A 25616-nucleotide genomic window follows, 5' to 3' on the forward strand; every position below is an offset into this window, starting at 1 on the left:
CGGCGTGTCACCAGGACAAAAGTCTTGCCATTGGTATGAGCAATAGTTAGGATTGGCAATCATTATCATTTAGATTTCTATCTATACTATGGCCACGCATACCGCACACATCGTCGAACCCCTCCTCTGGCGAGCGCCCCTCACCAGCGGGAATGCTTCGCTTGCGGATGCCATACGGGACAAGATTGCAGAGACGCGCGCCCACCTGCTGGACTTTATCCGACTTGATGAAGCGCACCCGAACCACGCCATGACGCTCTCAGAGTGGCGCCAACCGGCAAAACTGCAATCGCTGCTGGCCACCTATTCCGACCATATCTATCGCAATCAGCCCACCCTTATGCGGGAAAATAAACCTCTGCTCTCACTCTGGGCGCAGTGGTATATCGGGCTGATGGTGCCTCCCCTCATGCTGGCGCTGTTAACGCAGAAGAGCATGCTGGAACTCTCGCCGGATAACTTCCACGTCGAGTTTCACGAAACCGGGCGCGCAGCCTGCTTCTGGATCGATCTTCACGAAGACCAGAACGCGGAACGCCTGACGGCTCAGGAACGAATGGAGCGGCTTATCACGCAGGCCCTGATCCCGGTGGTGGAAGCGCTTGAAGCGACGGGAGAGATTAATGGGAAGCTTATCTGGAGCAATACGGGCTATTTAATCCACTGGTATTTAACGGAAATGAAGCCTCTGCTTGGTGATGAGAACGTTGACGCCCTGCGTCAGTCCTGTTTCTTTGCAAAACAGCTTTCCGATGGCCGTGACAACCCGTTATTCCGTACCGTCGTGCTCCGCGATGGGCTTCTGGTTCGCCGCACATGCTGCCAGCGCTACCGCCTGCCGGATGTTAAGCAGTGCGGTGATTGCACGCTCAAGTAGTGCAGTGAATTGCCCGGTGGCGCTTCGCTTACCGGGCCTACAAACACTGGCCCGGCCTGATGCCCTCACCCTGACCCTCTCCCACAGGGAGAGGGAACAAACACTAAAAACGGCAACTCATGTTGCCGTTTTGCTTTTACCTAGGCCACCTGCTGATTTTCCTCTTCCGCGTTACGCTGCGCTTCTTCCGCTTCCTGCTCCAGCAGCTGCTTCTCGTACACTTTGAAGAACGGGTAGTAGATGATTGCCGATACGCAGGCCAGAACCACAACCAGAATAGCCGCGCGGAAATCCCAGCCCAGAGCCCACGCTGCGCCTATCGGCGCCGGTGCCGTCCAGGGGACCACAGAGATGACGCGGCCAATCAGGTCAAACGTCATCGCCGCCCAGGCCAGCACGGCATTTACCATCGGTGCCAGCAGGAACGGAATAAAGAACACCGGGTTCATCACAATCGGCGTACCGAAAATGACGGGTTCGTTGATGTTAAAGAAGCTGGGTACCACGCTCAAACGCCCGATAGAGCGTAAATGCGCTGAACGGCTACGCAGATAGCAAATCACCAGCCCCATCGTGGCGCCCGACCCGCCAATCACGATAAAGAACGTCCAGAACGCCTCCATAAAAATATGCGGCAGAGGCTGGCTGGCGGCCAGCGCGGTCTGGTTAGCGCCAAGGTTAGTCAGCCAGAACATCTGCAGCATCCCGGAGACGATGGCGGCTCCGTGGATCCCGGCGAACCACAGCAGATGGCCAATCAATACGGCCAGCAGGATCGCAGGCAGAGAATCCGCTGCGGAAACCAGAGGTTTAAAGACCGACATAATGGCCTGCGGGATCAGCATGCCAAACTGAGACTGAATGACCAGGCTCAGGGGATAGAGCGTTAACACCACCACCAACACCGGGATCAGCAGATCAAAAGAGTTTTTGATCATCGGAGGAACCTGGTCCGGCAGGCGAATACCGATGTTATGCGCCTTGAGGAAACGCATCATCTCAACGCAGTAGATCGCCACCAGAATCGCGGTAAAAATACCCGTCCCACCCAGGCTGTCGACAGGAAGCGTGCCTTTGGTTTTCGGAGCCGCGACCAGCAGAAACGCCATCAGCGATAGCATGGCGCACATAAACGGGTCTAACTGGTGCGATTTGACATAGTGTTTGCCAAGGTTATAGGCAATGGCCGCACAGATATAAATGGACATAATGCCCATCGTCATATCAAACGGCGTCAGGATCTGGCCTTCAAACTGCTTCGCCATATCCAGCCAGGCGCGGGCAAAACCCCAGGTGGTATCAGGCGAAAAAGGTGGGTAAGCGAACACTAACAAAAATGAACCCACAATCATAAATGGCATCGCGGAGATGAACCCATCACGAATAGCCATGACATGACGCTGGGAAGAGATCCGCCCGGCAATTGGGCTCACGTAATTTTCAACGAAACGGAATATCAGGTTAAACGCAGCATGGTTGGCAGACATGGCAGATCTCCTGTCAGACGTTTGTTACGGGCACTTTCGCGCCGCACGTTGTTCCATAAATCAGCTTCACAACCTTGCTGGCTTGTGTACCAGTGGTACTGCTCAGACGAAATGGTTTCATAATTTGCTCTTATTATTGGATACAGGGAACGTTACGTACTCAGTATTAATCGACGCATCACGCTCTGCAACCGGTTACTGTAACCGGTTTCTGTGAATGTGAAGAGGATCCAGAAATCAGCCGTTCGGGATATTTGTTACGTAAGAGATATTTACAGAGCATAAATTCTTATGACAGATTACGCAGGATATTTGTCAGGAGGAAACAATGAGTTTGCAGTCTGTACAGCAGTTTTTTGCCGACAACGCGCCAGATATAGACGTAATTGAACTTAGCCAGAGTACCGCTACCGTTGCGTTGGCTGCTGCCGCCCATCGTGTTGAACCGGGACAAATCGCCAAGACCTTGTCATTAAAGGTGAAAAATGAGGTGATACTGGTGGTGGCTAAAGGCGATGCGCGCCTGGATAACAAAAAGCTGAAAGACACTTTTGGTGCGAAAGCGCGCATGCTCAGCAGTGATGAAGTGGTGACCATCACCGGTCATCCCGTTGGCGGCGTGTGCCCGTTCGGGCTGGAAAACCCGCTCGCGGTTTACTGCGATATCTCATTAAAGCAGTACGCCGAAGTCCTGCCCGCCGCAGGCGCAATTCATAGTGCCGTGCGTATTTCACCTGACAGAATGGCAGAGCTGACTTCCGCAAAGTGGGTTGATGTTTGCATCTGATTGATGCGCCAGAGCCTGTCTGGCGCATAACTGGCAGGTTATAAAAAGGTCGGCTTGCTGAGTGCCGAACTTCGCGGTTCTCTTGCCGGAAGGTGAGTAATAATATCCGCCGCATCGAGCAACCCGACGTCAGAATTCCCCCCCAGCTTCACCATCGCATTAAACTTATGCGCCCGAATGGTCTTAATATTGCGTTCAAGCTGCGCCGCGATTTGAGGAATAGAATAGCCGCAGGACATATAACGCAATATTGCCCGTTCCGTTGGGCTTAACATCCTGTTTTGACTCCGGTACCAGTGATTCATCATATTGTCATTGATGCGCACCGTTTCACTCAACAACACCATGAGTTCCTGCTGCAGGTGCTCAAGCATCAGCGATTTACTGACCACACCGTGAAGGCGTGACGGCGAAAGATGGCTAATTAACCGTGCTTCCGTCTCATCAGCGACCAGGATAATGCGCTGGATATGACCATGCGTAAATGCGAGATCCCGCAGGTGCGCCAGACAGTTACGACGTTCCTCTCGCGCATCGGAAAGTGAATAGATCAGCGAGAAAAAATTGACGTGCTGAAGTGCTTTCTTAAAACTGTCAAACTCGCTAAACAGATGCAGCTGATAATGATTCAGGCCGGGCATAGCAAAAAGATGCTGTAGCCCAACAGCACTCATCGTGCAATTTTCGACGATGGCGATATGTCTTGTTGAATCGGTTTTTTCCATTCCTCGAACTCTCCATAGGCTGACATCAAATTCAGCTCTCTCATTCCCTGCGTACTGTTGATCCAGGCGTACATATCGGCATTACTGCGTAATGACAGCCGTCGCATCGCACTGTTTTTCTGCGCACTGATGGTTTTATTGCTCTTCTTGAGCAATGTGGCGATTTGGTTAATCCCCCATCCTTTACCTAACAGACGCAGTACCTTACGTTCAGAGTGCGTGAGCGCGATAACGTGTTCGTCTTCATCCTCCGTACTTTGAGGTTCCGGGGTTAATAACGTCTGGCTTATTCGCTCTGCCCGCTCGCTACCTGCCCGAATAGCATTAACCACGCCTTCAATAGGCTCCATATCAGACAGCAACGTACTTTCCGGGCGCATAAGCAACTCAACCGCAATAGGGTAAAGCGGCCGCGAGACTAAAAAGATCCAGTGAATGTCCCGGTATTGATTCAGTAAACCGTAATACTCTTCGAGGGTACCCCGAGGATTCCTGTATTCACCTGAAATATCGGCAATGATGACATCCGCACGGCGTAACTGGAGCAGCGTTAGCTCCTGCAGTGAGCGGCAATAGGTCAATTCAAAATCCGGAAAATGGCGAGCCATCAAGCCCCCTAACCCGTTTTGCATCACGGGTATCCGGCTAATGACAACGCCGTGCTTACCATGCAATGACAACATAGACCCTCCGTGTCCATTCTTCATTTGATGAGTAACGTTAAAACGCATCAATGTATGAGTATTTTCGTCCCTGAGTGTAAAACTGATTAATACAAGCAGAAGATGAGATATGTTCTTAGTTTAAGAAATGCCTAAAACAGCGGTAATATCTCATAAAGCGCAAATAAATTTAATTGCGGAGCCATTAAAATAACGACAATATAAAATTAGAATAACTAAATACAAAAATTCTATATTTCCATATTAATAATTCACCGCACTGATAAATTAATCCAATATCCTTTCGCGATACGGGCTGAAACTGTTTGCATAAACCTTGATCTGGCCCACAGCAAGAGGCACTGCACTTTGTGCTAAAAATAATCACTATGGGCCAACCGGCAACTTTCCATCTTCTTCAGGACAATACATGCAGGCAGATCGGTCAACGCAGCGTGCTATCACGCGGCTATGTATTCAGTGCGGTCTTTTTCTGCTCCAGCACGGCGCGGAAAGCGCGCTGGTTGAGGAGCTTTCCACCCGGCTGGGTGTGGCGCTGGGTATGGATAGCGTTGAAAGCGCGATCTCATCCAACGCCATTGTGCTGACCACGATCAAAGACGGTCAGTGCCTGACCTCCACCCGCAAAAACCATGACCGCGGCATTAACATGCATGTCGTGACCGAAGTGCAGCACATCGTGATCCTCGCTGAACACAAGCTTCTCGATCTCCATGAAATTGAAAAGCGGTTCAACCAAATTAAGCCATTACGTTATCCGCGCTGGCTTGTCGTGTTGATGGTAGGCCTGTCATGCGCCTGCTTTTGCAAGCTCAATAAAGGCGGCTGGGACGGTGCGATCGTCACCTTTTTTGCCAGCAGTATCGCCATGTATGTTCGCCAGATGCTGACGCACCGGCAGCTGCATCCGCAGATTAACTTCTGCATTACCGCGTTTGTCGCCACTACGGTTTCCGGCCTGCTTCTGCGCCTGCCGCAGTTTGCTAACACCCCGACGATTGCTATGGCAGCCAGCGTGCTTCTGCTGGTCCCGGGCTTTCCGTTGATCAATGCCGTCGCCGACATGTTTAAAGGGCACATCAATACCGGCCTGGCACGCTGGGCTATTGCAAGCCTGCTGACGCTGGCGACCTGCATCGGCGTGGTTATGGCTATGACACTCTGGGGGTTACGCGGATGGGCGTGATAGATTTTCTGCTGGCGCTGGCACAGGACATGCTTCTGGCCGCCATTCCTGCCGTCGGCTTTGCGATGGTATTTAACGTTCCGCAACGCGCCCTACCGTGGTGTGCGCTGCTGGGCGCGATTGGCCATGGCTCGCGAATGGCGATGATGACCGCGGGTTTTAACATCGAATGGTCAACGTTCATGGCTTCTATGCTTGTCGGCAGTATCGGCATCCAGTGGTCGCGCTGGTATCTGGCGCATCCCAAAGTATTCACCGTCGCCGCCGTGATCCCGATGTTCCCGGGCATATCTGCGTATACGGCGATGATTTCCGCGGTGAAAATCAGCCATTTTGGCTACACCGAGCCTCAGATGATCCTCCTCCTGAGCAACTTTCTTAAGGCGTCATCCATCGTCGGCGCGCTCTCTATCGGGCTATCGATCCCCGGACTGTGGCTGTACCGCAAACGCCCACGCGTTTGATATTTGTGTTATTTCGCTGCCATGGAGATAATCCTTCTGGTCCGTTTGGTGAAAAATAAGGAAAGGATGTGGCTAACCCTGGCAGCGAACACCCCGAGCACGGCGAAGAATCCAGCCTGAAAGAGAAAATTTTTCAGAGCGCCATCGCGCTTTTTGCCGAGTATGGATTGAACGGTGCCCGCATGGAGCAGATCGCGGAGAAAGCGGGTACCACCAAACGCATGGTGGTTTACCATTTTAAGAATAAAGAGAATCTCTATCTCCTGGTACTGGAACACGTTTACACCCAGATTCGCGCCAGTGAAAAAGCGCTAAGCCTGGCGGGAATGCCCCCCGTCGAAGCGCTAGTCGACCTGGTTGAAGCCACCTTTGACTATCATGCCGACCATCCAGACTACATCCGGATTATCTGCATGGAAAACATGCAGCGTGGCCGCTTTATGCAGCAGTCGAGCTATCTTCGCCAGGTCAACCGCAGCGCGCTCGACCTGCTGGAGGAGATCCTGCGCCGGGGCAAAGAAAAACAGCTCTTCAGCCAGACGGTCGACGCCCGCGATCTTCACCGCCTGATAAGCAGCTTCAGCTTTCACTACGTTGCCAACAGCTACACCTTCACGCTCCTGTTCGAAGACGGTGCGGACGAACAGGCCCAGCGCCAGCACTACCGCAAAATGGCCGTTCAGGTAGCGCTCCGCTACACCTGCCCATAAAATTGCTTGCAATTAAATCGCGCACTATCTATATTCATTTCATGAACGCGAAAACGAACGATGCAACCGCTGCGCTCAAGCTGGATAACCAGCTCTGCTTTGCCCTCTATTCGGCAAATCTGGCGCTTAATAAGCTGTACCGGCAACTGCTGGCACCGCTGAACCTGACTTACCCGCAATATCTGGTGATGCTGGTGCTGTGGGAGCAGGATGACATGACGGTGTCGGACATCGGCGAGCGGCTGTTTCTGGACTCTGCGACCCTGACGCCGCTGTTGAAGCGGCTGGAAAGTGCCGGGTTAATCAACCGTCACCGTTCCCGCAAAGACGAACGACAGGTCGCCGTCACCCTGAGCGAAGCGGGACGTGAACTGCAGCAGCAGGCATTGGGTATCCCCCATGCGGTGGGTTGCGCAGCGCAGTGTGATACCGACACCCTGCTGGCGCTCAAACAGCAGCTTGAATTTTTGCGACAACAGCTACACCGCGCGTAAGGCTATACTTTACGAGTGATTATTACCCATATATATCGCACGCTATTTAATAGCACACATTAAAACAAAATGAGGAACCTGCCATGTCTTTAGAAAAAGTTGTTTATACCGCCAAAGCCAAAGCAACCGGTGGCCGTGACGGTCGTGCCACCTCTTCCGATGGCGTACTGGACGTAAAACTGGGCGTACCAAAAGAGATGGGCGGCATGGGGGGAGAAGTGACGAACCCTGAGCAGCTGTTTGCCGCGGGCTACTCTGCCTGCTTCCTGGGCGCGATGAAGTTTGTGGCGGCGCGCGACAAATTTGCCCTGCCAAAAGAGGCCTTTATTGAAGGCGAAGTGGGTATTGGCCCGCTGCCAACCGGTTTTGGTATCGAAGCGAAACTGAACATCCACGTTGAGGGTATGGATCCCGCAGAAGCCAAAAAGCTGGTCGATGCGGCGCACATTGTTTGCCCGTACTCTAACGCGACCCGCGGCAATATCGACGTGACCCTGAATATCATCGCGTGATAAATGCCTGATGGCGCTGCGCTTATCAGGCCTACGACTGTAGCCCCGGTAAGCACAGCGCCACCGGGGAAATCCCCTCCTTCCCTTTCTCCTCTCTGTGCTACCATAAGCCCATATCACGCCCGTAGTAATCAGTAGAGTAAGCGTTATGTCCTCCAGAATTCTGACCACCAGCATTGCTGGCATTGATGCCTTTATGCGCGACCCACGCGGTGTGTTGACCCACGCCGAAGGCGGCACGGTTGCGGTTTTTGCCGACAACGCGCCGGCGTTTTACGCAATCACGCCGGAACGTCTGGCACAGCTTCTGGAGATCGAAGCGCAATTGTCACGCCCGGCGAGCGATGTCGCGCTGGACAACCAGTTCTTTGATGAGCCGGTCAACGTTCCCGTCACCGTTCCGATGGGAAAATTTGCCCTGTACGCGGGCTGGCAGCCGGATGCGGATTTTCAGCGGCAGGCGGCGCTGTGGGGCATTGCGTTAACCCAACCGGCCACCGCGGAAGAGCTTGCCGCGTTTACCGCCTGGTGGCAGGCGGAAGGTAAAGTCTTTACCCACATTCAGTGGCAGCAAAAGCTTGCGCGTCATCTTCAAATTACCCGCGCCGGCAACAACGGCCAGCCCAAACGCGATATCAACGCGTTTTCAGAACCGGATAAACAGATCCCCAGCGGATTCCGAGGTGCGAAATGAAGAATGTCGGCGACCTGATGAAACGTCTGCAAAAAATGATGCCTGCCAACGTGAAGCCCGCTTTCACCACGGGTGAAGAGCTGCTGGCGTGGCAAAAAGAGCAAGGTGAAATCCGCGCTGCCGCGCTCGCCAGGGAAAACCGGGCGATGAAAATGCAGCGCACCTTTAACCGCTCCGGTATCCGTCCCCTGCACCAGAACTGCTCGTTCGATAACTATAAAGTCGAAACCAACGGACAGATGAACGCCCTGGCCGCCGCCCGTCAGTACGTGGATGAATTCGACGGCAATATCGCCAGCTTTATCTTTAGCGGCAAGCCGGGCACCGGAAAAAACCACCTTGCAGCCGCTATCTGCAACGAGCTGCTTCTGCGGGGTAAATCAGTTCTTATCATCACCGTGGCCGATATCATGTCTGCGATGAAAGACACCTTCAGCAACCGCGAAACCAGCGAAGAACAGCTGCTTAACGATCTGAGCAATGTGGATTTGCTGGTCATCGACGAGATTGGCGTTCAGACGGAATCCCGCTACGAAAAAGTGATCATCAACCAGATTGTCGATCGCCGCTCCTCGTCCAAACGCCCCACCGGCATGCTGACGAACCACAATATCGACGAGATGACCCGCCTGCTGGGGGAACGCGTCATGGACCGCATGAAGCTGGGTAACAGTCTTTACGTCATTTTTGACTGGGAAAGTTACCGCAGCCGCGTCACCGGCAAAGAGTATTAAGACAGTTCCAGGAATCGCTGGCCGGGCACAGGTATATACTGGAACCCTTTCCGGCCCAAAACGGACCTTTTTGAGAGAGCCATGATGAAAAAACAGATTCTAATCAGCACCTTTTTAGGCGCGCTGCTGGTGACCGGCGCGGCGCAAGCGGCGTCCTGGCAGGAGTCCCTGTCAAGCGCAGCAAATGAGCTGACCAAAGAGAGCAGCAGCTCTCAGGGCGGACTCTCCGCCTCCTCCCTCACCAGCCTGCTGGGCAACAGCTCCCAGAGCCTCAGCGCGGGCACGATGAACAATGCGGCGGGTATTCTGGAATATTGCGCGAAGCAAAAGCTGGCCTCCGTGACCGACGCGCAAAACGTGAAAAACCAGGTGCTGGGTAAACTGGGTCTGGATACCCAGGAGCAGAAAGCGGACACCAACTATATGGACGGCATTCAGGGCCTGCTTAACGCGCAAAACGGCCAGCAGCTTAACCTGAGCACCCTCGGCAACTCTTCTCTGGCAAAACAGGTGAAAACCAAAGCCTGCGATCTGGTGCTGAAACAAGGCGTTAATTTCCTCTCCTGATCCATCCCATTTTCTGCCACAACACGCCGCGTTTAATGCGATAGTCTTGCAGCGCGGCGCTAAACGAGCGTTTTTCCCACCTGCCACCGTCTCAGCGTCCGTTTGTCAGGATGTGTCCATCTTCATAAAAACGATTTTCTAAACCAAATCCTAACAACAGCACACTTTCGTGACACTAAAATTGCAGCTTAACGACATCGCAATTACATTGTATGACCCAAAAAATAAACAGTTAGCCAGCGAATCATCTGGCGTCATGAGGATATGCTGTTGTCTGAATTTATGTCTCTTATCCTTTTTCTGGCTTCTGTCGGCGTTTACGCCTGGAAAGCCGGCCGTCACACCTGGTGGTTTATCGCCACGCTGGTGGTGCTCGGCATTTTTATTATTTTAAACATTACCTTATACGCCAGCGATTACTTTACCGGTGACGGCATTAACGATGCGGTGCTCTACACGCTGACGAACAGCCTGACGGGCGCGGGTGTGGGCAAGTACATTCTTCCGGGGCTCGGCCTTATCGTCGCGCTGGTGACGATTTTTGGCGCGCTGGCCTGGGTGCTGCGTCGACGTCGCCATCATCCTCATCATCATGGCTACAGCCTGCTGGCGTTATTCCTGGCGCTGGCCTCCGTCGACGCCAGCCCGGCGTTCCATCAGATCACCGAGCTGGTGAAATCCCAGTCGCGCGACGGCGATCCTGATTTCGTGGCTTACTATAAAGAACCGTCGAAAACGATCGCTAACCCGAAGCTCAACCTGGTCTACATCTACGGTGAAAGCCTGGAACGCACGTACTTTGATAACGATGCCTTCCCGAACCTGACGCCAGATCTGGGTGCGCTGAAAAATGAAGGTCTTGATTTCAGCCACACCATGCAGCTGCCCGGTACGGATTACACGATTGCCGGGATGGTTGCCTCCCAGTGCGGTATCCCGCTGTTCGCGCCTTTTGAAGGTAACGCCTCAGCCTCGATGTCGACGTTCTTCCCGCAGAATATTTGCCTCGGCGATATCCTGAAAAACTCCGGCTACGAAAACTATTTTATGCAGGGGGCAAACCTGCGCTTTGCCGGAAAAGACGTGTTCCTGAAATCCCACGGTTTTGACCACCTGTATGGCTCAGAAGAGTTAAAAACGACGGTTGCCGATCCGAGCTACCGTAACGACTGGGGCTTCTATGACGATACGGTACTCGACGAAACCTGGAAGAAATTCGAGGAGCTTTCCCGCGCGGGCAAGCGCTTCTCCCTCTTTGCGCTGACGGTGGATACCCACCACCCGGACGGGTTCGTCTCACGCAGCTGCAAGCGCAAAAGCTATGATGTGGACGGCAAAAACAACAAGTCTTTCAGCGCCGTTACCTGCAGCCAGGAGCACATTGCCGCGCTGGTCGAAAAAATCAAAGCCTCGCCCTGGTTTAAAAACACCGTCATCGTCGTCTCGTCTGACCATCTGGCGATGAAAAACAGCGCCTGGGATCAGCTCAACAAGCAGGATCGCAGCAATCTGTTCTTCGTCCTGCGCGGCGACCAGCCGCAGCAGGAGGTAATTGCCACCAAACGCAACTCCATGGATAACGGCGCAACCGTGCTGGACATTCTGGGCGGCGACAACTTTATTGGCCTGGGCCGAAGCACGCTGTCGGGGCAATCCCTGTCGGAAGTGTTCCTCAACATGAAGGAAAAAATCCTCGCCTGGAAGCCAGACATCATCCGCCTGTGGAACTTCCCGAAAGAGATGAAGGACTTCACCGTCGATCGGGATAAAAACACGATTGCCTTCTCGGGCAGCAACTTCCGTCTGCCGCTGCTGGTGCGCGTGTCGGAGGGTCGCGTTGAGCCGCTGCCGGAAAGCGAGTATTCCGCGCCGCTGCGCTATCAGCTGGCTGATTTTTCGCCACGCGATAATTTCGTCTGGGTCGACCGGTGCTACAAAATGGGCCAGCTCTGGTCGCAGACGCTGGCGCTCTCTACCGACTGGTGCGTCTCTCAGGGCCAGCTTGGCGGGGAGCAAACCGTTCAGCACGTGGATAAAGCCCAGTGGAAAGGCAAAACCGCGTTTAAAGATACGGTGATTGATACCGCGCGCTATCAGCACAACATCGACATGCTGAAAATCAGCGATAACGATATTCGCTACAAAGCGGACAGCTTTATCTTTAACGTGGCTGGCGCGCCGGAAGAGGTGAAGCAGTTTAGCGGCATCTCGCGTCCGGAGTCCTGGGGACGCTGGTCAAACGCGCAGCTGGGCAACGAGGTGAAAATTGAGTACACCCACCCGCTGCCGGAACAATTCGACTTGGTGATCACCGCCAGAGCGTATGGCCCTAATGCTAACAGGCCCGTACCGGTGCGCGTGGGCGATCGCGAGCAGACGCTGACGCTCGGGAACGACATGTCCACGCACACGCTGCATTTTGAGAACCCATCGCGCAGCAATACGCTGGTGATTGTGCCGCCAGACCCGCAGTCGACGAATGAAGGGAATATCCTTGGACACTCACCGCGCGAGATCGGGATTGGCATGGTAGAAATCAAAATTGTCAGTACAGAAGGCTAACGCGCGCTTGCCCGGCATTCTGCCGGGCACTTATGAAAATAAATAATTCTATATAAACATTATAAATTAGATGAAAACACTTTATATAAGCCATTTTAATTTATAAATATCCCGCCAAAAGACAAATTCATAACATGTGCAGCTCCATGAATCACCACGGAGCATTACGCACTTTTATCATGCTAACCGGCTATAAGTTCGAATCCATCCGGGCACTGCGCAGCGAAAATGTGATTGCCTGGGAGGTATTGTCCACGGCAAAGCCCCACGTCGATCTTGAAGACTACTTTGGCTCGATGCCCTCGACGCAGCGTAAGGCGCACTTCTTTGCGCAGCTTCGTCATGCCATGTTTTGCGAGGAGGGCGACAAGTATTATCTCAACGCAACGTCGGATTTGCTGCTGGAAACGGACTTCCTCGACAGGCTAAAAGCAGAGACCCCCTGCCCGGAGAGGCTTGCTATCGAGGTCACCGACCTCCATACGCTGGTACAGCTCGACGACACGCAAAGCCGGGCTCTGCGGAGATGCATCTCAACGCTCCATCAGTGGGGGATCGAAGTGTGGGCTGACGATGTCTGCGAAGACATTCTTCCCGATCTTATGACCAGCCAGATCCGCTTCTGCGGCGTCAAAATTGATAAACATACCTTCTGGAGCGGACGCACCGAGCAGGCGAAGTTCCTGCATCTCACCCGCCAGTGCAAGCGCGTCGCCAGCAAGGTGCTGATAGAAGGCATCGAAACCGCAGGGGATTTCGCGCTGGCCCGCGCCAGCGTGGCCGACTACGGCCAGGGCTATCTGTGGGGCAAAAAATGACGCCCTTCATTCCTAATGCTGGCTATCAGGTCATCGTTCTGAGCGACAATGCTTTTTTATGGCTTGGCCTCCATTCGATGATTTCGGCGGCCGTGACACCCTGTCCTGAGATGTATTGGATCAACAGCGTTGATCCGCACGGGCTTACCCGCCTGCGGGAACGGCTGCTCGGCACGCCCGCCGCACAGAACTGGCTGATTTTTACCGATGCGGCCTGGGTCAGCGACATAAACGCCTGGCTGCACAGCGAGCGGGTCAGAGTGGTCGCGGACAACCTGTCTCTTGCGCAGCTGAGCCACTGTTTTAGCGACACGACATTTTCCTTTGAAAACGCCGCCACGCTCTCGTATCAGGAGATGCGGGTTTGCATGCTGTTACATAAAGGATTCAGCCCGGTTCGCATCGCAAAAATTCTCAATAAGTCACCTAAAACGATCTACACCCACAAGCGTAACGCGATGAACAAATTTTGCTGTCACAGCCTGGCGGAATTCCATCGAAAACTCTGCCTGCTGGACGCTCAGTCATTCTCTTTGTAATTGCACTGTTACTCACGTCAGGAAATAAGATCATGAAAATTATCACCACTGCTGTATGTTGTTCCGCTCTCCTGCTTCCTGCCGCCGCGATCGCCGCAGACAGTACCGCAAGCGCGACGATGCACGTCTCACTTGAGGTCGTGAAGTCATGCACCCTCAAAGCCAACGACCTCAATTTCGCGCGCCACGGCTCGGATGAATCGAGTGAAATCCAGGCCAGCACGCAGGTCGATATCGTCTGTACCAACGGGACCCCGTTCACTCTCTCCGCCACCAGCAGCGACAGCAGCGAGAACGGCACCTTCTGGCTGAAGCCGGAAAACGGCGAAACGGGCGCACAGAAGATTGCCTGGAAACTCTTTGCTGACGAAGGCAAACAGACCCAAATCACCAGCACCGATGGGCTAACCGACACCGGCAACGGTCAGGAGCAGAAAGAGACGCTCTTTGGCGTGATTGACGCAGGCGCCCTGACGACCGCACAGGCAGGAGCCTACAGCGACGACATCACCTTAAACCTGGTGTACTGATCGTGCGTCGTTATCTTCCCTGCCTCATTCTGTGGCTCATGATGCTAACGCTGCTGTCCCGCTACGCGCTGGCCGCCACGCTGCAGGTGGCGCCCGTCACGCTCGATCTGCAAAGCGGTCAAAGAGCGACGGCGGTCACCCTCACCAACAGTGGAAAAGCGGCCATTCATGCGCAAATTCGGGTGTACGAATGGACCCAGAAAAACGGTCAGGATGTCTTAGTCGCCACCAATGAGGTCGTCAGCAGCCCGGCGATGACCGCGCTGGCGCCGGGCCAGCAGCAGCTGGTGCGCATTATCGTCATGCAGCCTGGCATCCGTGCACAGGAGCAAAGTTACCGGCTGGTCATCGACGAACTGCCGGACGCCACGTCCCGTACCGCCAATCCCACGGCGGTGCACTTCCTGCTGCGCTATTCGATTCCGGTATTCATTGCCGGAACCCAGAATACCCCCGTCGACCACGATGCCCTGAGCTGTGAACAGGCGGACAGCCCGGCGACAATCCGCTGCTATAACGCCGGAAAAAGTCATATTCGCCTCAGCCATCTTGAGGCCCTGACGGCCAGTGGGCAGGTTGCGGGCTCGATTAAAGGACTGGCGGGCTATGTACTGCCGGGACAGACCGCTCTTGTGAAACTTAAGCAAGCGTCACGCCATACGCTCAGCGCGTTACGCGTCTACCTCAACGATGACCACCATGCCAGCCAGATACCCCTGCGCCCGCTCGCTTCTCGCGCTCCTGCTTTGGCTACCGCTGATGCTGTCAGCCCGCACTGAAGGTACCGCCGACACCGTACAATGGCTTGCCATCACCGTGAATCACGCCCCGCGAGGGGATCTGTGGGCCTGTCGGGTGGTGGACGATGCGCTGTGGATTAGCGACAGCGACATCAAAAAACTGGGGCTCCGCGCCCCGGACGATCGCGGCGGATGGGTAAACCTGACGGCCCTGCCGGGCCTGAAGGTTGATATCGACCTGCTTGCCCAGCAGGTGTCGATTATGGCCGAGGCAGAGGCGCTCGAGGGCCAGCAGCATCTGACGTTCGAAAAATCGTCCCCGCAGTACGCCTATCCTGAGGCCCAGCCCATCAGCGCGTTTACGCTCGGCTACGCCCTCTACGCCAGCGATGCACAGGGTAAACGCCAGCTGAATGCCCAGACCCAGCTGACCGCATCTGGGGTGCTGCCCGGAACGTTCAGCAGCAGTTTTTCAAGCCATGCCGGAGAGGAAAACAGCGCCGGTCGACCTGCCCACACGCGTCTCGAAACCCGCTGGCAGAGGGACAACACCGATTCGCTGACCACTCTGGCGCTGGGCGACAGCATCACCACCGGCACCCGCTGGAGCCGGCAGGTGCGCTTTGGCGGGCTGCACTGGGCGCGTAATTTTGAGCTCGATCCGCAGCTCAATACTGAACCGCGCAGCCGCTACAGCGACACGGCCGTGCTGCCTTCCACGGTCGATTTGTATATCGACGGCCTTAAGCAGAGCAGCCAGCGCGTGACGCCGGGGGCGTTTACGCTGGATACTCTGCCGGCCTTCACCGGGAGCGGGCAGGCGCAGGTTGTCATTACCGACATCAACGGCCAGCGTCGCACCGTACAGCTCGACGTGTACGGCGCACCGGGAATGCTGGCCGAAGGGCTCAGCAGCGGCTCGCTGGATATCGGCTGGATGCGGCAAAACTACGCCCAGCGTTCCGACGACTATGCCGCGTCGCCGATGCTCGACGCCGGCTGGCGCTATGGGGTCAATAACCACCTGACGCTGGCGCTGCATACGGAGCAGCAGCGCAAACTGCGTAATCTCGGGACAGGCGTTGACTGGTTGATATCCCCCGACGCAGGCATTATCAGCCAGCACGTCGCGGCGAGCGACAGCCCCTACGGTCAGGGAATGCAGTGGGGCCTTGGCTGGCAGTGGAACGGCGGCGGGACGGGCATTTCTGCCAGCACTGTCCGTACCGATGCCGCTTTCGCCGATAATGCCCGCATGAGCGGTGCCGTGCCCGTCAGGCGCAGCGATAGCGTGTGGCTAAGCCATTCATTCTCCCGCGTCGGTACGCCAGGCGTGGGCTGGGTACAACAAGAAATTCAGGGTAACAAACAACGCTATCTCAATGCCTCCTGGTCCGTTTTTTTACCGGCGCATCTCTCCGCCACGCTGAGCTATACCCGCTCGTTTACGGACGCGTCGAGCAACGTTCAGCTTATGCTCTCTCTGCCGCTGGGCCGCCAGGACACCCTCTCACTCCAGGCCAGCCAGGACTCCCCGCGCATGGACTATCGCCATCAGCCCGACGACCAGACCGGCGGCTGGTCATGGCAGCTGGGGCAAAGCGTTGGCGAACGCCGGGAAAAGTATGCTGACGTGGGCTATCTGGGTCACGCCGGAGAGTGGCATGTGGGGCTGGAGCAAGGCGCTAACGTGGGCAATCAGTATGCCTCAGCCGAAGGCAGCCTGACGCTGCTGGATAATAGCCTGCACGCCCTGCGCTACAGCGAGCAGGGCCTGGCACTGGTCTCAACGCGCGGTATCGGGCACGTACCGGTGATGCTGGAAAACCGCCCGGCCGGTGAAACGGATGAGGACGGGTATCTCCTGCTGACCGACCTGCCGCGTTACCACAACAGCAAAGTCAGCATTGACCCGCTCGATCTGCCTGCCGATGTGATTGCTCCCGTCACCGACATGCATGCCAGACCGGGCAACAGCAGCGCGGTCAAAGTCGATTTTAACGTCCATCACGCCGTCACGGTTCAGGCCAGACTGGTCGACAGCCACCGCAGGCCGCTCCCGCTGGGCAGCGTCGTGTCAACGCCGCAGGGTGCCACCATCGTGGGACGCGACGGTTTTATCTGGCTTGAAGATCCGCCCCTGCCGGGTGAACTGGTGGTGAAGGCCGGTGAGGGAGAGTGCCGGGTCACGCTTCCGGCGCCGCGTACCGCGTCATCTATACAGAATATCGGAGAACAACTGTGTCATTAAGAACGCCGTTATTATTGCTGCTCGTCCTGTCCGTGAAGGCGATGGCGGCAGCCTGTTGGATAACCTCCACGCCCGCCATTAACTTTGGCAACGTCGTGGCGGGCAATACCACCTCCGTCAACACCGAGGTAAAATTTAGCTGCCAGGCCGACAACGAGGGCAGGACGGAATATATCAACGTCTGCCTGAGCAGCGTAGACGCCCCGCCCTTTGAGATGATCTCGCCGGGGGACCAGGAGGGGAAACAGTACACCCTCCTCTTCCGCCTGCTTAACGGCGCTGCGCGCGCTCAGGAGCTGGGGCCTGCCAGCAGCGGGAACCTGATTCAGCAGACCCTGGCCGCGGAAAGCAATGCCAACGTCAGCGGTACCTTTCCGCTTATCGCTACCATTCCGGCAGGGCAAAGCCAGCTTCCGGCATACCACTATTACAACTACAACATGAATCTGCGCATCGCCTGGCACAGCGCCATGCGTCAGGATGCGCTGCAAAACTGCTCGGACGGTTCCGCAGAGGGGGAGCAGGTGCAGGGCGGCACCAACGCGCAGGCCGAAATCAGCCAGGGATGCTACATCGAGCGCGTGACACCGCTCAACTTCGGCACCCTGACCAGCACCGCGACCCTGCGCCCGACGCGATCCTCCGCCACCCTCACCACGCGCTGTCCGTCCGGAACCGCGTTCACCCTTGCCATGGGCAAAGGCAACCATGCCAGCGGTAATCAGCGACAGCTCTGCAACAACGAGGGCCAGTGCCTGCGCTACGGGCTCTGGCAGGATGAGGCGGCCACGCAACGCTGGGGGGATCAAAGCAGCGGCGATGCGCTGCAGGTCACCAATCCCGCTGGCGGCACCCAGAACTTCACGGTTTACGGCGAGGTCCCGGCGCAGCCGCTAACCGGTACCGGGGAATTTATTGATGACGTGATTATCACGCTGACTTATTAAACCACCCGAAATCCTGTCTGGATCAATGTTATCGGTAACAGTGGCGTTAAAATAGCCAGCAGTGCTGCCCGGAAGGCGTAAACCTTCTCTTTTTATTTGTTATCTCTGTCTGTATTACAACAACTTATGAAATACCTGCTTGCTGACGCCATCGTCTATAACGACGAGGACGGTTCTGTTTCTCTTATTAATGCGCCGGATGAGGATGCGCAGATCCTCACCTGTACGGCCAATACCATCCTGAGGCTGCTGGTTCAGCATCATGGGAACGTGATCGAACGGGAAACCTTTCTCCAGGAAGTCTGGGATCGGCGAGGGCTCCAGGGGTCTAACAACTCCTTAAACCAGTACATCAGCATTCTGCGCAAGATGCTGGCGACCCTGCTTCCCGACGAGCTGTTTATCGTTACCGTACCGAAAACAGGCTTTATGCTCAGCGCAGACGTCACGGTCACCCCGCTTGAGGAGGCCCCAGCGACCGCCGAAACGGCGAAACCTGCATGGCGCGTTCGCCCGGAATGGCTGTTCTGCGGCGCACTCACGCTGGTCGTCGTTGCGCTATGCATCTGGATCGCGCTCATCAAGCCAGAAAACGCGCAGAGGGAGATCCACCTGCTGACGCATATCGGCACCTGTCCGGTCTACACCTTTACGCCGCTGGCGGACGTGTTCCATGAGAAGGCGATTGGGCTGGCGCAGACGCTTCAGCAGGACGGCCATCTTCCGTGCCTGAAAAATTCCATCTTCTACATGCACATTCAGAGAACGCTTTTCTACGGCCACGAAGGGCGGCTGGTACTCTCCCAATGTTCTCTCACGCGGGGTAAAGCCAGCGCCTGTCGTACGCTTTACTATTACGAGTGGTGATATGAGACACAAAAAAGTTTGGCTAATTCTGATCCTGAACCTGCTGCTGCTGGGCGCCGCGCTGGCCTGGTACTTCCACACGCCCCCGCTCTCGGTGGCCTGCGATGGAAACCTGACCTTCTCCGACAGGCGCGACAGCCACGATTTCACCTTTGACGGCGAGATCATTATGCGTTTTCATCCCGACAAAACGGGATACATCACGCTAAACGGCAGCGTGGTGAATGCGCCGCGCAGCTGGGAGGTTTCCCGCCAGGAGATGTTTAAATGGCGTCACGTGGAGGGCGAACTGTATGAAATTGTCATTCAAAAAGTGGAGCGTTTTAGCCACGATGCCATGCCGCCCGGGGTCTTTGAGAAGTACGTCGCGGGCCTGACGCTGGGCAATAAAAGGCTGCTGACGATTGAGCGCACGCCGGAAGACGCGCTGGTGATCAGCAATTTTTACTCGCCGGTGCTGGTCTGCTCGGAATAATGTCGACGGGTCAGGCTATACTTGCCGCCATGCACATTCATATTCGCCCCACTACCCCTAACGACGTTACTGCCCTGCCCGCCATTGAACGCGCGGCGGGTCAGCGATTTCGTGAAGACCCCGAATTCGCCTGGCTTGCCGACGGTGAGGTCATTTCCGCTGAGCAGCATCTTGAGTATGCCGAACGTGGGCTAAGCTGGCTGGCGCTGGTGAACGACCGCCCCGCAGGGTTTATCCTCACCGAAGCACATTCTTCGTCGCTGTTTATCGTGGAGCTTTCGGTCGATCTGGACTGGCAGGGAAACGGAATGGGTCGGCAGCTCATCGCCCGTGCGGCTGACCATGCCCGCGGGCTGGGGCTGGCGTCGCTAACGTTGACGACGTTTCGGGACGTCGTGTGGAATGCGCCTTTCTATGCAAAGCTGGGGTTTGAATACGTTACTGAACTCACGCCTGAACTGCGTGAAAAACGTGAAGAAGAAGCAGCGCACGGCTTAGCGTATAACTCCCGCTGCGCCATGCGTCTGCCGCTTTGATATCGCCCGGTGGCGCTTCGCTTACCGGGCCTACAAAACCCTGAACCGTAGGCCGGGTAAGGCGCAGCCGCCACCCGGCAAAAACCACGAACCGTAGGCCGGGTAAGGCGCACCCGCCACCCGGCAAAAACAACGAACCGTAGGCCGGGTAAGGCGAAGCCGCCACCCGGCAAAAACCACGAACCGTAGGCCGGGTAAGGCGCAGCCGCCACCCGGCACAACGCGCAGAGTTAGAACGTTTCCCAGTTATCGCCTGAATCGGCCGTCGCGGTTTTACGCGCCATCACCGGCGTGGAAACCGCTTTAGCCGCAGCGAGTTCGCGCGCTTTCATCTGCTCCTGCTGAATGCGGAACACCGCCACGGCCTGCGTCAGACGGCTCGCCTGCTCTTCCAGCGCGGCCGCCGCTGCGGCAGATTCCTCAACCAGCGAGGCGTTCTGCTGGGTCACGCGATCCATCTCCGCTACCGCCAGACCCACCTGGTCGATACCGCGGCTCTGCTCGTCAGACGCAGAGGCGATTTCACCCATGATGTCCGTTACGCGGGTCACCGCGCTCACGATCTCACCCATGGTTTCACCGGCGCTTTCTACCAGCGTCGAGCCCACTTCTACGCGGCCCACGGAGTCTTCAATCAGGCTCTTGATCTCACGAGCCGCCTGGGCGCTGCGCTGGGCCAGGTTACGCACTTCACCTGCCACCACCGCAAACCCACGGCCCTGCTCGCCCGCACGCGCCGCTTCTACCGCCGCGTTCAGTGCCAGAATGTTGGTCTGGAAAGCAATGCCGTCGATCACGCTGATAATGTCGGCAATTTTCTGCGAACTGCCCGCGATATCGCGCATGGTCTGCACCACGTTATCCACCACTTTGCCGCCTTTCTGCGCGGTTTCAGAGGCGCTCAGCGCAAGATGGCTCGCCTGACGGGCGTTTTCGGCGTTCTGCTTAACGGTCGCCGTCAGCTGCTCCATGCTGGCCGCGGTCTCTTCCAGGGAAGCGGCCTGCTGTTCAGTACGGGAGGAGAGGTCGTTATTGCCCATCGCAATTTCGCTCGCGCCGCTGTAGATCGCGTTGGCGCCGTTACGCACGTCGCCAACGGTACGCACCAGCTCACCCTGCATATGACGCAGCGAGTCGGCCAGTTCACCCATCTCGTTGGTGCCCTGAACCTCAATGCGCTTCACCAGGTCGCCGCTGGCGATATGACGAATGTTGTCGATCAGACGATTCAGCGGAGAGATCAGCGTCTGCTTGATGTTGAGCCAGACGGCCACGATCACCACCAGCACGGCAATCAGGACGCTGATCAGCACCCAGATAGCCTGACTGTAAGAGCTGTTACTGTCTTTGACCGCCGTTTCGTACAGCTTGTCGTTCTGCTGCAGGTAGCTCACGTACTGCTTCTCAAAACCGTCCTGATAGCTCTGGGTCGGCTGGTCGAAGAAGGCGTTGATTTTGCCTGCCCCCAGCAGCTGAATCAGCTCCGCCAGCGCGCCGTGGTAAATATCATAGTTACGCTTGATCTCCATGGCATCCGCATCGCTTTGACGCGGATCGCGCGGCAGGGCTTCGTAGGCAGCCCAGTTCTTTTCCGCCTGTTTCAGAGACGTAGACGCGATTTGCATCAAATCGTTAACGGTCGCGCCGCTGCCGATATTGCTCTGATCCATCATGTAGCGGATACCCGCACGGTTCAGGGTGTTACGGGTTTGCAGCAACGCGACCCAGCTGGCGTTCAGCGTGGATTGTTGCTGGCGAATAGTTTGCAGGACGGTGAAATTCTCTTTGTCATTCTTAAGGGCATTAAAGAAAAGACCACCGGATGTGAGTTGTAAAAGGCCAAATATCGCTAAAACCAGCATTAAGCTGGTGACAATCTTGATACGGTTTAACATGTTTTCTCTTTCCTCAGACAGATACAGAATTTTCGGCCTGGAAAGGGAAAACTTTACGAAAATCATCCTGGAATTTGTGGTTTTTACTCTTCTTCCCGCGCTGCGTTATGCCGGTTTCCGAGTTCAATAAACTCTTCCAGCAGCGCCGTCAGCTGTTTCATCTTCTCCGGCGTGTATTCCGCCTCAATTTGCTGATACGCCTCTTCGACCTGCGCCTGGGCGTGTTCATACAGCGCATTCCCCTCTTTAGTCAGCGACACGTACAGCTTGCGCTGGTCGTTCACCGGCTTTAAGCGCAGCACCAGGCCGTCGCGCTCCATGCGCGTCAGGATGCCGGTCAGGCTCGGGCGCAAAATGCAGGTGCGAAACGCCAGATCGTGAAAATCCATCGACGGATGTTCAGCCAGCACCCGCACAATGCGCCACTGCTGCTCGGTCAGATTATGGCGCTTCACAATCGGACGGAAGTACGACATCGCCGCTTCCCGCGCCTGCAGCAGCGCGATGGTTAATGAATCATGCATAGCCTCTCCCCTTCACATCATTAACAAGTAAACAATCACAAAAAGATGCTTTTATAAACAACATGTTTTCCGTCAAAAAGTCTAACAGAAATCAGTCAATTTCATTAACACGATGATTTACCTATAAATAAAACCAATAATGTAAATTTATTGTTATTCATATCACAAATTTTTCACTTCTGATTGCGAAATAAACAGCAAAAGCATAAAACCATATCATTAACATATTAATGAAATCGCAACCCGGACCGCCGGGGTGAGGAGTATGTGAATGAAAGGTACCGTTTTTGCCGTCGCCCTCAACCATCAAAGCCAGCGTGAAGCCTGGCGTGAGGCGTTTGAAAAAGCCCCCTACAGCACGCCGCCGAAAACAGCGGTGTGGTTTATCAAGCCGCATAACACGGTGATTCGAGCGGGCGAGCCGATCCCCTTCCCGCAGGGGGAAACGGTGCTGAGCGGTGCGACGGTGGCGCTGGTCGTCGGCAAAAAAGCCAGCAAAGTCAGCGCAGAAAACGCGGCGGACTACATCGCCGGATACGCGCTGGCCAACGAAGTGAGCCTGCCGGAAGAGAGCTTCTACCGCCCGGCCATCAAGGCCAAATGCCGGGACGGATTTTGCCCGCTCGGCGAACTGGTCGCCGTTGATAGCGTGGATAACCTGACCATCATCACCGAGATCAACGGCCGCGAAGCGGACCACTGGAACACGGCCGATCTTCAGCGCAGCGCTGCCGAACTGCTGAGCGCCCTGAGCGAGTTCGCCACCCTCAATCCCGGCGATGCGATATTGCTCGGTACCCCGCAAAGCCGCGTTGAGATCCGCCCGGGCGATCGCGTGCGTATTCTGGCGGCAGGTTTTCCGCCGCTGGAAAACCCGGTGGTGGATGAGCGCAACGTCACTCTCGCGCACCACACGCCGCCGCACGCCACGCTGTTTGCCCTCGGCCTGAACTATGCCGATCACGCCAGCGAGCTGGACTTCAAGCCGCCCACCGAGCCGCTGGTATTTATCAAAGCGCCGAATACCTTCAACGGCGACAGCCAGACGTCGGTGCGCCCGAACAATATCGAATACATGCATTACGAAGCGGAGCTGGTGGTGGTCATCGGTAAAACCGCGCGTAAGGTCAGCGAAGCCGAGGCGATGGACTATGTTGCGGGCTATACGGTCTGCAACGACTACGCCATCCGCGACTACCTGGAAAACTACTATCGCCCGAATCTGCGGGTAAAAAGCCGCGACGGGCTGACGCCCATTTCCCCCCACATCGTGCCGAAATCGGCGATTCCCGACCCGCACAACCTCGCCCTGCGCACCTTCGTCAACGGCGAGCTGCGCCAGGAAGGCACCACGGCAGATCTGATCTTCAGCATTCCTTTCCTGATTGCGTACCTGAGCGATTTTATGACCCTGCAGCCGGGCGACATGATTGCCACCGGCACGCCGAAAGGGCTGTCCGACGTGGTGCCGGGCGATGAGGTGGTGGTGGAAGTGGAGGGCGTGGGACGTCTGGTGAACCGAATTGTCAGCGAGGAGACTGCAAAATGAAAAAGATTAACCACTGGATCAACGGTAAAAACGTCGCGGGAAGCGAGTACTTCCACACCACCAACCCGGCCTCCGGCGAGGTATTAGCGGAAGTCGCCTCCGGCGGTGAAGCTGAAATTCACCAGGCCGTCGCCGCCGCCAAAGAGGCGTTCCCGAAGTGGGCTAACCTGCCGATGAAGGAGCGCGCGCGCCTGATGCGTCGTCTGGGCGATCTCATCGACCAGAACGTGCCCGAGATCGCCGCCATGGAAACCGCCGACACCGGCCTGCCGATCCACCAGACCAAAAACGTGCTCATTCCGCGCGCCTCGCACAACTTCGAGTTCTTCGCCGAGGTGTGCCAGCAGATGAACGGCAAAACCTACCCGGTCGACGACAAGATGCTCAACTACACCCTGGTGCAGCCGGTGGGCGTCTGCGCGCTGGTGTCGCCGTGGAACGTGCCGTTCATGACCGCTACCTGGAAGGTCGCGCCGTGCCTGGCACTCGGGAACACCGCGGTGCTGAAGATGTCTGAACTCTCCCCGCTGACCGCTGACCGTCTGGGCGAGCTGGCGCTGGAGGCGGGCATTCCGGCCGGCGTGCTGAACGTGGTGCAGGGCTACGGCGCGACGGCGGGCGACGCGCTGGTGCGCCATCACGACGTGCGCGCCGTCTCCTTCACCGGCGGCACCGCCACCGGGCGCAACATCATGAAAAACGCCGGGCTGAAGAAATACTCCATGGAGCTGGGCGGCAAATCCCCGGTGCTGATTTTTGAAGATGCCGACATCGAGCGCGCGCTGGACGCCGCCCTGTTCACCATCTTCTCCATCAACGGCGAGCGCTGCACCGCGGGCTCGCGCATCTTTATCCAGCAGAGCATCTACCCGGAATTCGTGAAGCGCTTTGCCGAGCGCGCCAACCGCCTGCGCGTGGGCGACCCGACCGATCCGAACACCCAGATTGGCGCGCTCATCAGCCAACAGCACTGGGAGAAGGTTTCCGGCTACATCCGTCTCGGCATTGAAGAAGGCGCAACCCTGCTGGCGGGCGGCCCGGACAAACCAACCGATCTGCCTGCGCACCTGAAGGGCGGCAACTTCCTGCGACCAACCGTGCTGGCGGACGTCGATAACCGCATGCGCGTGGCGCAGGAGGAGATCTTCGGGCCGGTGGCCTGCCTGCTGCCGTTTAAGGACGAAGCGGAAGGTCTGCGCCTGGCGAATGACGTGGAGTACGGGCTGGCGTCGTACATCTGGACACAGGACGTCAGCAAAGTGCTGCGCCTGGCGCGCAGCATCGAAGCCGGGATGGTGTTCGTGAACACCCAGAACGTGCGCGACCTGCGCCAGCCGTTTGGCGGCGTGAAGGCCTCAGGCACCGGCCGCGAGGGCGGTGAGTACAGCTTCGAGGTGTTCGCGGAGATGAAGAACGTCTGCATCTCCATGGGCGACCATCCGATTCCAAAGTGGGGGATCTGA

General features: G+C 56.3%; 27 protein-coding genes. 22 read left to right on the forward strand and 5 right to left on the reverse strand.

Features of this window, described 5'->3' with window-relative positions; translation table 11 throughout:
• The first annotated feature begins 88 nt into the window (after positions 1-88).
• Positions 89-877 carry a siderophore-iron reductase FhuF gene (gene fhuF, locus V4835_RS20410; protein WP_331413470.1) on the forward strand — a complete coding sequence of 263 codons (789 nt, stop codon included), beginning with the start codon at positions 89-91 and terminating at the stop codon, positions 875-877.
• 140 nt (positions 878-1017) lie between these two features.
• Here fhuF and V4835_RS20415 read toward each other — a convergent pair whose 3' ends face one another.
• Positions 1018-2364 (reverse strand): PTS sugar transporter subunit IIC, encoded by a 1347-nt coding sequence (locus V4835_RS20415; protein ID WP_331413471.1) that lies wholly within the window; start codon positions 2362-2364, stop codon positions 1018-1020.
• A 328-nt stretch (positions 2365-2692) separates the two neighbouring features.
• Here V4835_RS20415 and V4835_RS20420 point away from each other — a divergent pair, with 328 nt between their 5' ends.
• Positions 2693-3151 carry a YbaK/EbsC family protein gene (locus V4835_RS20420; RefSeq protein WP_008502085.1) on the forward strand — a complete coding sequence of 153 codons (459 nt, stop codon included), beginning with the start codon at positions 2693-2695 and terminating at the stop codon, positions 3149-3151.
• 38 nt (positions 3152-3189) lie between these two features.
• Here the strand turns inward: V4835_RS20420 and bglJ are convergent, their stop codons facing one another.
• Together bglJ and V4835_RS20430 are read right to left on the reverse strand one after the other, a co-directional pair.
• Positions 3190-3825, reverse strand: coding sequence for a DNA-binding transcriptional activator BglJ (bglJ, locus tag V4835_RS20425; protein WP_331414151.1), 636 nt, complete (start codon positions 3823-3825; stop codon positions 3190-3192).
• Entirely contained in the window at positions 3822-4559 is a 738-nt protein-coding gene (locus V4835_RS20430) for a helix-turn-helix transcriptional regulator (RefSeq protein ID WP_063143279.1), read from the reverse strand. Before V4835_RS20430 ends, bglJ begins: the two co-directional genes overlap by 4 nt.
• 409 nt (positions 4560-4968) lie before the next feature.
• Here V4835_RS20430 and V4835_RS20435 point away from each other — a divergent pair, with 409 nt between their 5' ends.
• The 18 genes from V4835_RS20435 to V4835_RS20520 all read left to right on the forward strand — a co-directional run bounded on the left by V4835_RS20435 (position 4969) and on the right by V4835_RS20520 (position 20185).
• On the forward strand, positions 4969-5745 hold the full coding sequence (locus V4835_RS20435; protein ID WP_121424960.1) for a threonine/serine ThrE exporter family protein: 777 nt from the start codon (positions 4969-4971) through the stop codon (positions 5743-5745).
• Positions 5736-6209, forward strand: a complete 474-nt coding sequence (locus V4835_RS20440) for a threonine/serine exporter (RefSeq protein WP_331413472.1) — start codon at positions 5736-5738, stop codon at positions 6207-6209. The genes V4835_RS20435 and V4835_RS20440 overlap by 10 nt, the downstream gene beginning before the upstream one ends.
• A gap of 68 nt (positions 6210-6277) precedes the next feature.
• The gene (locus V4835_RS20445; RefSeq protein ID WP_023334413.1) at positions 6278-6919 is read left to right on the forward strand and encodes a TetR family transcriptional regulator; all 642 of its coding nucleotides are present in this window, start codon (positions 6278-6280) and stop codon (positions 6917-6919) included.
• A gap of 41 nt (positions 6920-6960) precedes the next feature.
• On the forward strand, positions 6961-7413 hold the full coding sequence (locus V4835_RS20450) for a MarR family winged helix-turn-helix transcriptional regulator (RefSeq protein ID WP_121425078.1): 453 nt from the start codon (positions 6961-6963) through the stop codon (positions 7411-7413).
• An 83-nt stretch (positions 7414-7496) separates the two neighbouring features.
• Positions 7497-7925, forward strand: coding sequence for an organic hydroperoxide resistance protein (locus V4835_RS20455; protein ID WP_010427173.1), 429 nt, complete (start codon positions 7497-7499; stop codon positions 7923-7925).
• A gap of 148 nt (positions 7926-8073) precedes the next feature.
• Positions 8074-8619, forward strand: a complete 546-nt coding sequence (gene dnaT, locus V4835_RS20460) for a primosomal protein DnaT (RefSeq protein WP_063143277.1) — start codon at positions 8074-8076, stop codon at positions 8617-8619.
• Positions 8616-9353: a DNA replication protein DnaC gene (gene dnaC / locus V4835_RS20465; protein ID WP_023334409.1), complete on the forward strand. Its 738-nt coding sequence runs from the start codon at positions 8616-8618 to the stop codon at positions 9351-9353. Before dnaT ends, dnaC begins: the two co-directional genes overlap by 4 nt.
• Before the next feature lie 84 nt (positions 9354-9437).
• Positions 9438-9920, forward strand: a complete 483-nt coding sequence (locus V4835_RS20470) for a DUF2501 domain-containing protein (RefSeq protein ID WP_121425077.1) — start codon at positions 9438-9440, stop codon at positions 9918-9920.
• A gap of 270 nt (positions 9921-10190) precedes the next feature.
• Entirely contained in the window at positions 10191-12482 is a 2292-nt protein-coding gene (gene opgB / locus V4835_RS20475; protein ID WP_331413476.1) for a phosphatidylglycerol--membrane-oligosaccharide glycerophosphotransferase, read from the forward strand.
• 179 nt (positions 12483-12661) lie between these two features.
• Positions 12662-13300, forward strand: a complete 639-nt coding sequence (locus V4835_RS20480) for an EAL domain-containing protein (protein WP_063143275.1) — start codon at positions 12662-12664, stop codon at positions 13298-13300.
• Positions 13297-13839, forward strand: coding sequence for a helix-turn-helix transcriptional regulator (locus V4835_RS20485; protein WP_331413478.1), 543 nt, complete (start codon positions 13297-13299; stop codon positions 13837-13839). The genes V4835_RS20480 and V4835_RS20485 overlap by 4 nt, the downstream gene beginning before the upstream one ends.
• A gap of 32 nt (positions 13840-13871) precedes the next feature.
• Positions 13872-14369 carry a Csu type fimbrial protein gene (locus tag V4835_RS20490; RefSeq protein ID WP_331413479.1) on the forward strand — a complete coding sequence of 166 codons (498 nt, stop codon included), beginning with the start codon at positions 13872-13874 and terminating at the stop codon, positions 14367-14369.
• A 2-nt stretch (positions 14370-14371) separates the two neighbouring features.
• Positions 14372-15148: a fimbrial biogenesis chaperone gene (locus V4835_RS20495; RefSeq protein ID WP_063143272.1), complete on the forward strand. Its 777-nt coding sequence runs from the start codon at positions 14372-14374 to the stop codon at positions 15146-15148.
• The gene (locus tag V4835_RS20500) at positions 15069-17360 is read left to right on the forward strand and encodes a fimbria/pilus outer membrane usher protein (protein WP_331413481.1); all 2292 of its coding nucleotides are present in this window, start codon (positions 15069-15071) and stop codon (positions 17358-17360) included. The genes V4835_RS20495 and V4835_RS20500 overlap by 80 nt, the downstream gene beginning before the upstream one ends.
• Positions 17351-18307, forward strand: a complete 957-nt coding sequence (locus V4835_RS20505; RefSeq protein WP_331413482.1) for a Csu type fimbrial protein — start codon at positions 17351-17353, stop codon at positions 18305-18307. Before V4835_RS20500 ends, V4835_RS20505 begins: the two co-directional genes overlap by 10 nt.
• 126 nt (positions 18308-18433) lie before the next feature.
• A complete protein-coding gene (locus V4835_RS20510) occupies positions 18434-19174 on the forward strand; it encodes a winged helix-turn-helix domain-containing protein (RefSeq protein ID WP_331413483.1) in 741 nt (246 codons plus the stop codon).
• 1 nt (position 19175) lies between these two features.
• Positions 19176-19649 (forward strand): hypothetical protein, encoded by a 474-nt coding sequence (locus V4835_RS20515; protein ID WP_032660867.1) that lies wholly within the window; start codon positions 19176-19178, stop codon positions 19647-19649.
• Between the two features lie 29 nt (positions 19650-19678).
• On the forward strand, positions 19679-20185 hold the full coding sequence (locus tag V4835_RS20520; RefSeq protein ID WP_331413484.1) for a GNAT family N-acetyltransferase: 507 nt from the start codon (positions 19679-19681) through the stop codon (positions 20183-20185).
• Positions 20186-20415: 230 nt separating this feature from the next.
• Here the strand turns inward: V4835_RS20520 and tsr are convergent, their stop codons facing one another.
• Both tsr and hpaR read right to left on the reverse strand, forming a co-directional pair.
• Positions 20416-22080 carry a methyl-accepting chemotaxis protein gene (gene tsr / locus V4835_RS20525; RefSeq protein ID WP_063143380.1) on the reverse strand — a complete coding sequence of 555 codons (1665 nt, stop codon included), beginning with the start codon at positions 22078-22080 and terminating at the stop codon, positions 20416-20418.
• Positions 22081-22163: 83 nt separating this feature from the next.
• The gene (gene hpaR, locus V4835_RS20530; RefSeq protein WP_023334396.1) at positions 22164-22604 is read right to left on the reverse strand and encodes a homoprotocatechuate degradation operon regulator HpaR; all 441 of its coding nucleotides are present in this window, start codon (positions 22602-22604) and stop codon (positions 22164-22166) included.
• Positions 22605-22875: 271 nt separating this feature from the next.
• Here hpaR and hpaG point away from each other — a divergent pair, with 271 nt between their 5' ends.
• Together hpaG and hpaE are read left to right on the forward strand one after the other, a co-directional pair.
• A complete protein-coding gene (gene hpaG / locus V4835_RS20535; RefSeq protein ID WP_331413486.1) occupies positions 22876-24153 on the forward strand; it encodes a 4-hydroxyphenylacetate degradation bifunctional isomerase/decarboxylase in 1278 nt (425 codons plus the stop codon).
• Positions 24150-25616, forward strand: coding sequence for a 5-carboxymethyl-2-hydroxymuconate semialdehyde dehydrogenase (gene hpaE / locus V4835_RS20540; protein ID WP_047367279.1), 1467 nt, complete (start codon positions 24150-24152; stop codon positions 25614-25616). The genes hpaG and hpaE overlap by 4 nt, the downstream gene beginning before the upstream one ends.

This window comes from Enterobacter cloacae complex sp. CARB60 (assembly GCF_036487345.1).
In the GTDB taxonomy this organism is placed as follows: Bacteria; Pseudomonadota; Gammaproteobacteria; order Enterobacterales; family Enterobacteriaceae; genus Enterobacter; species Enterobacter asburiae_D.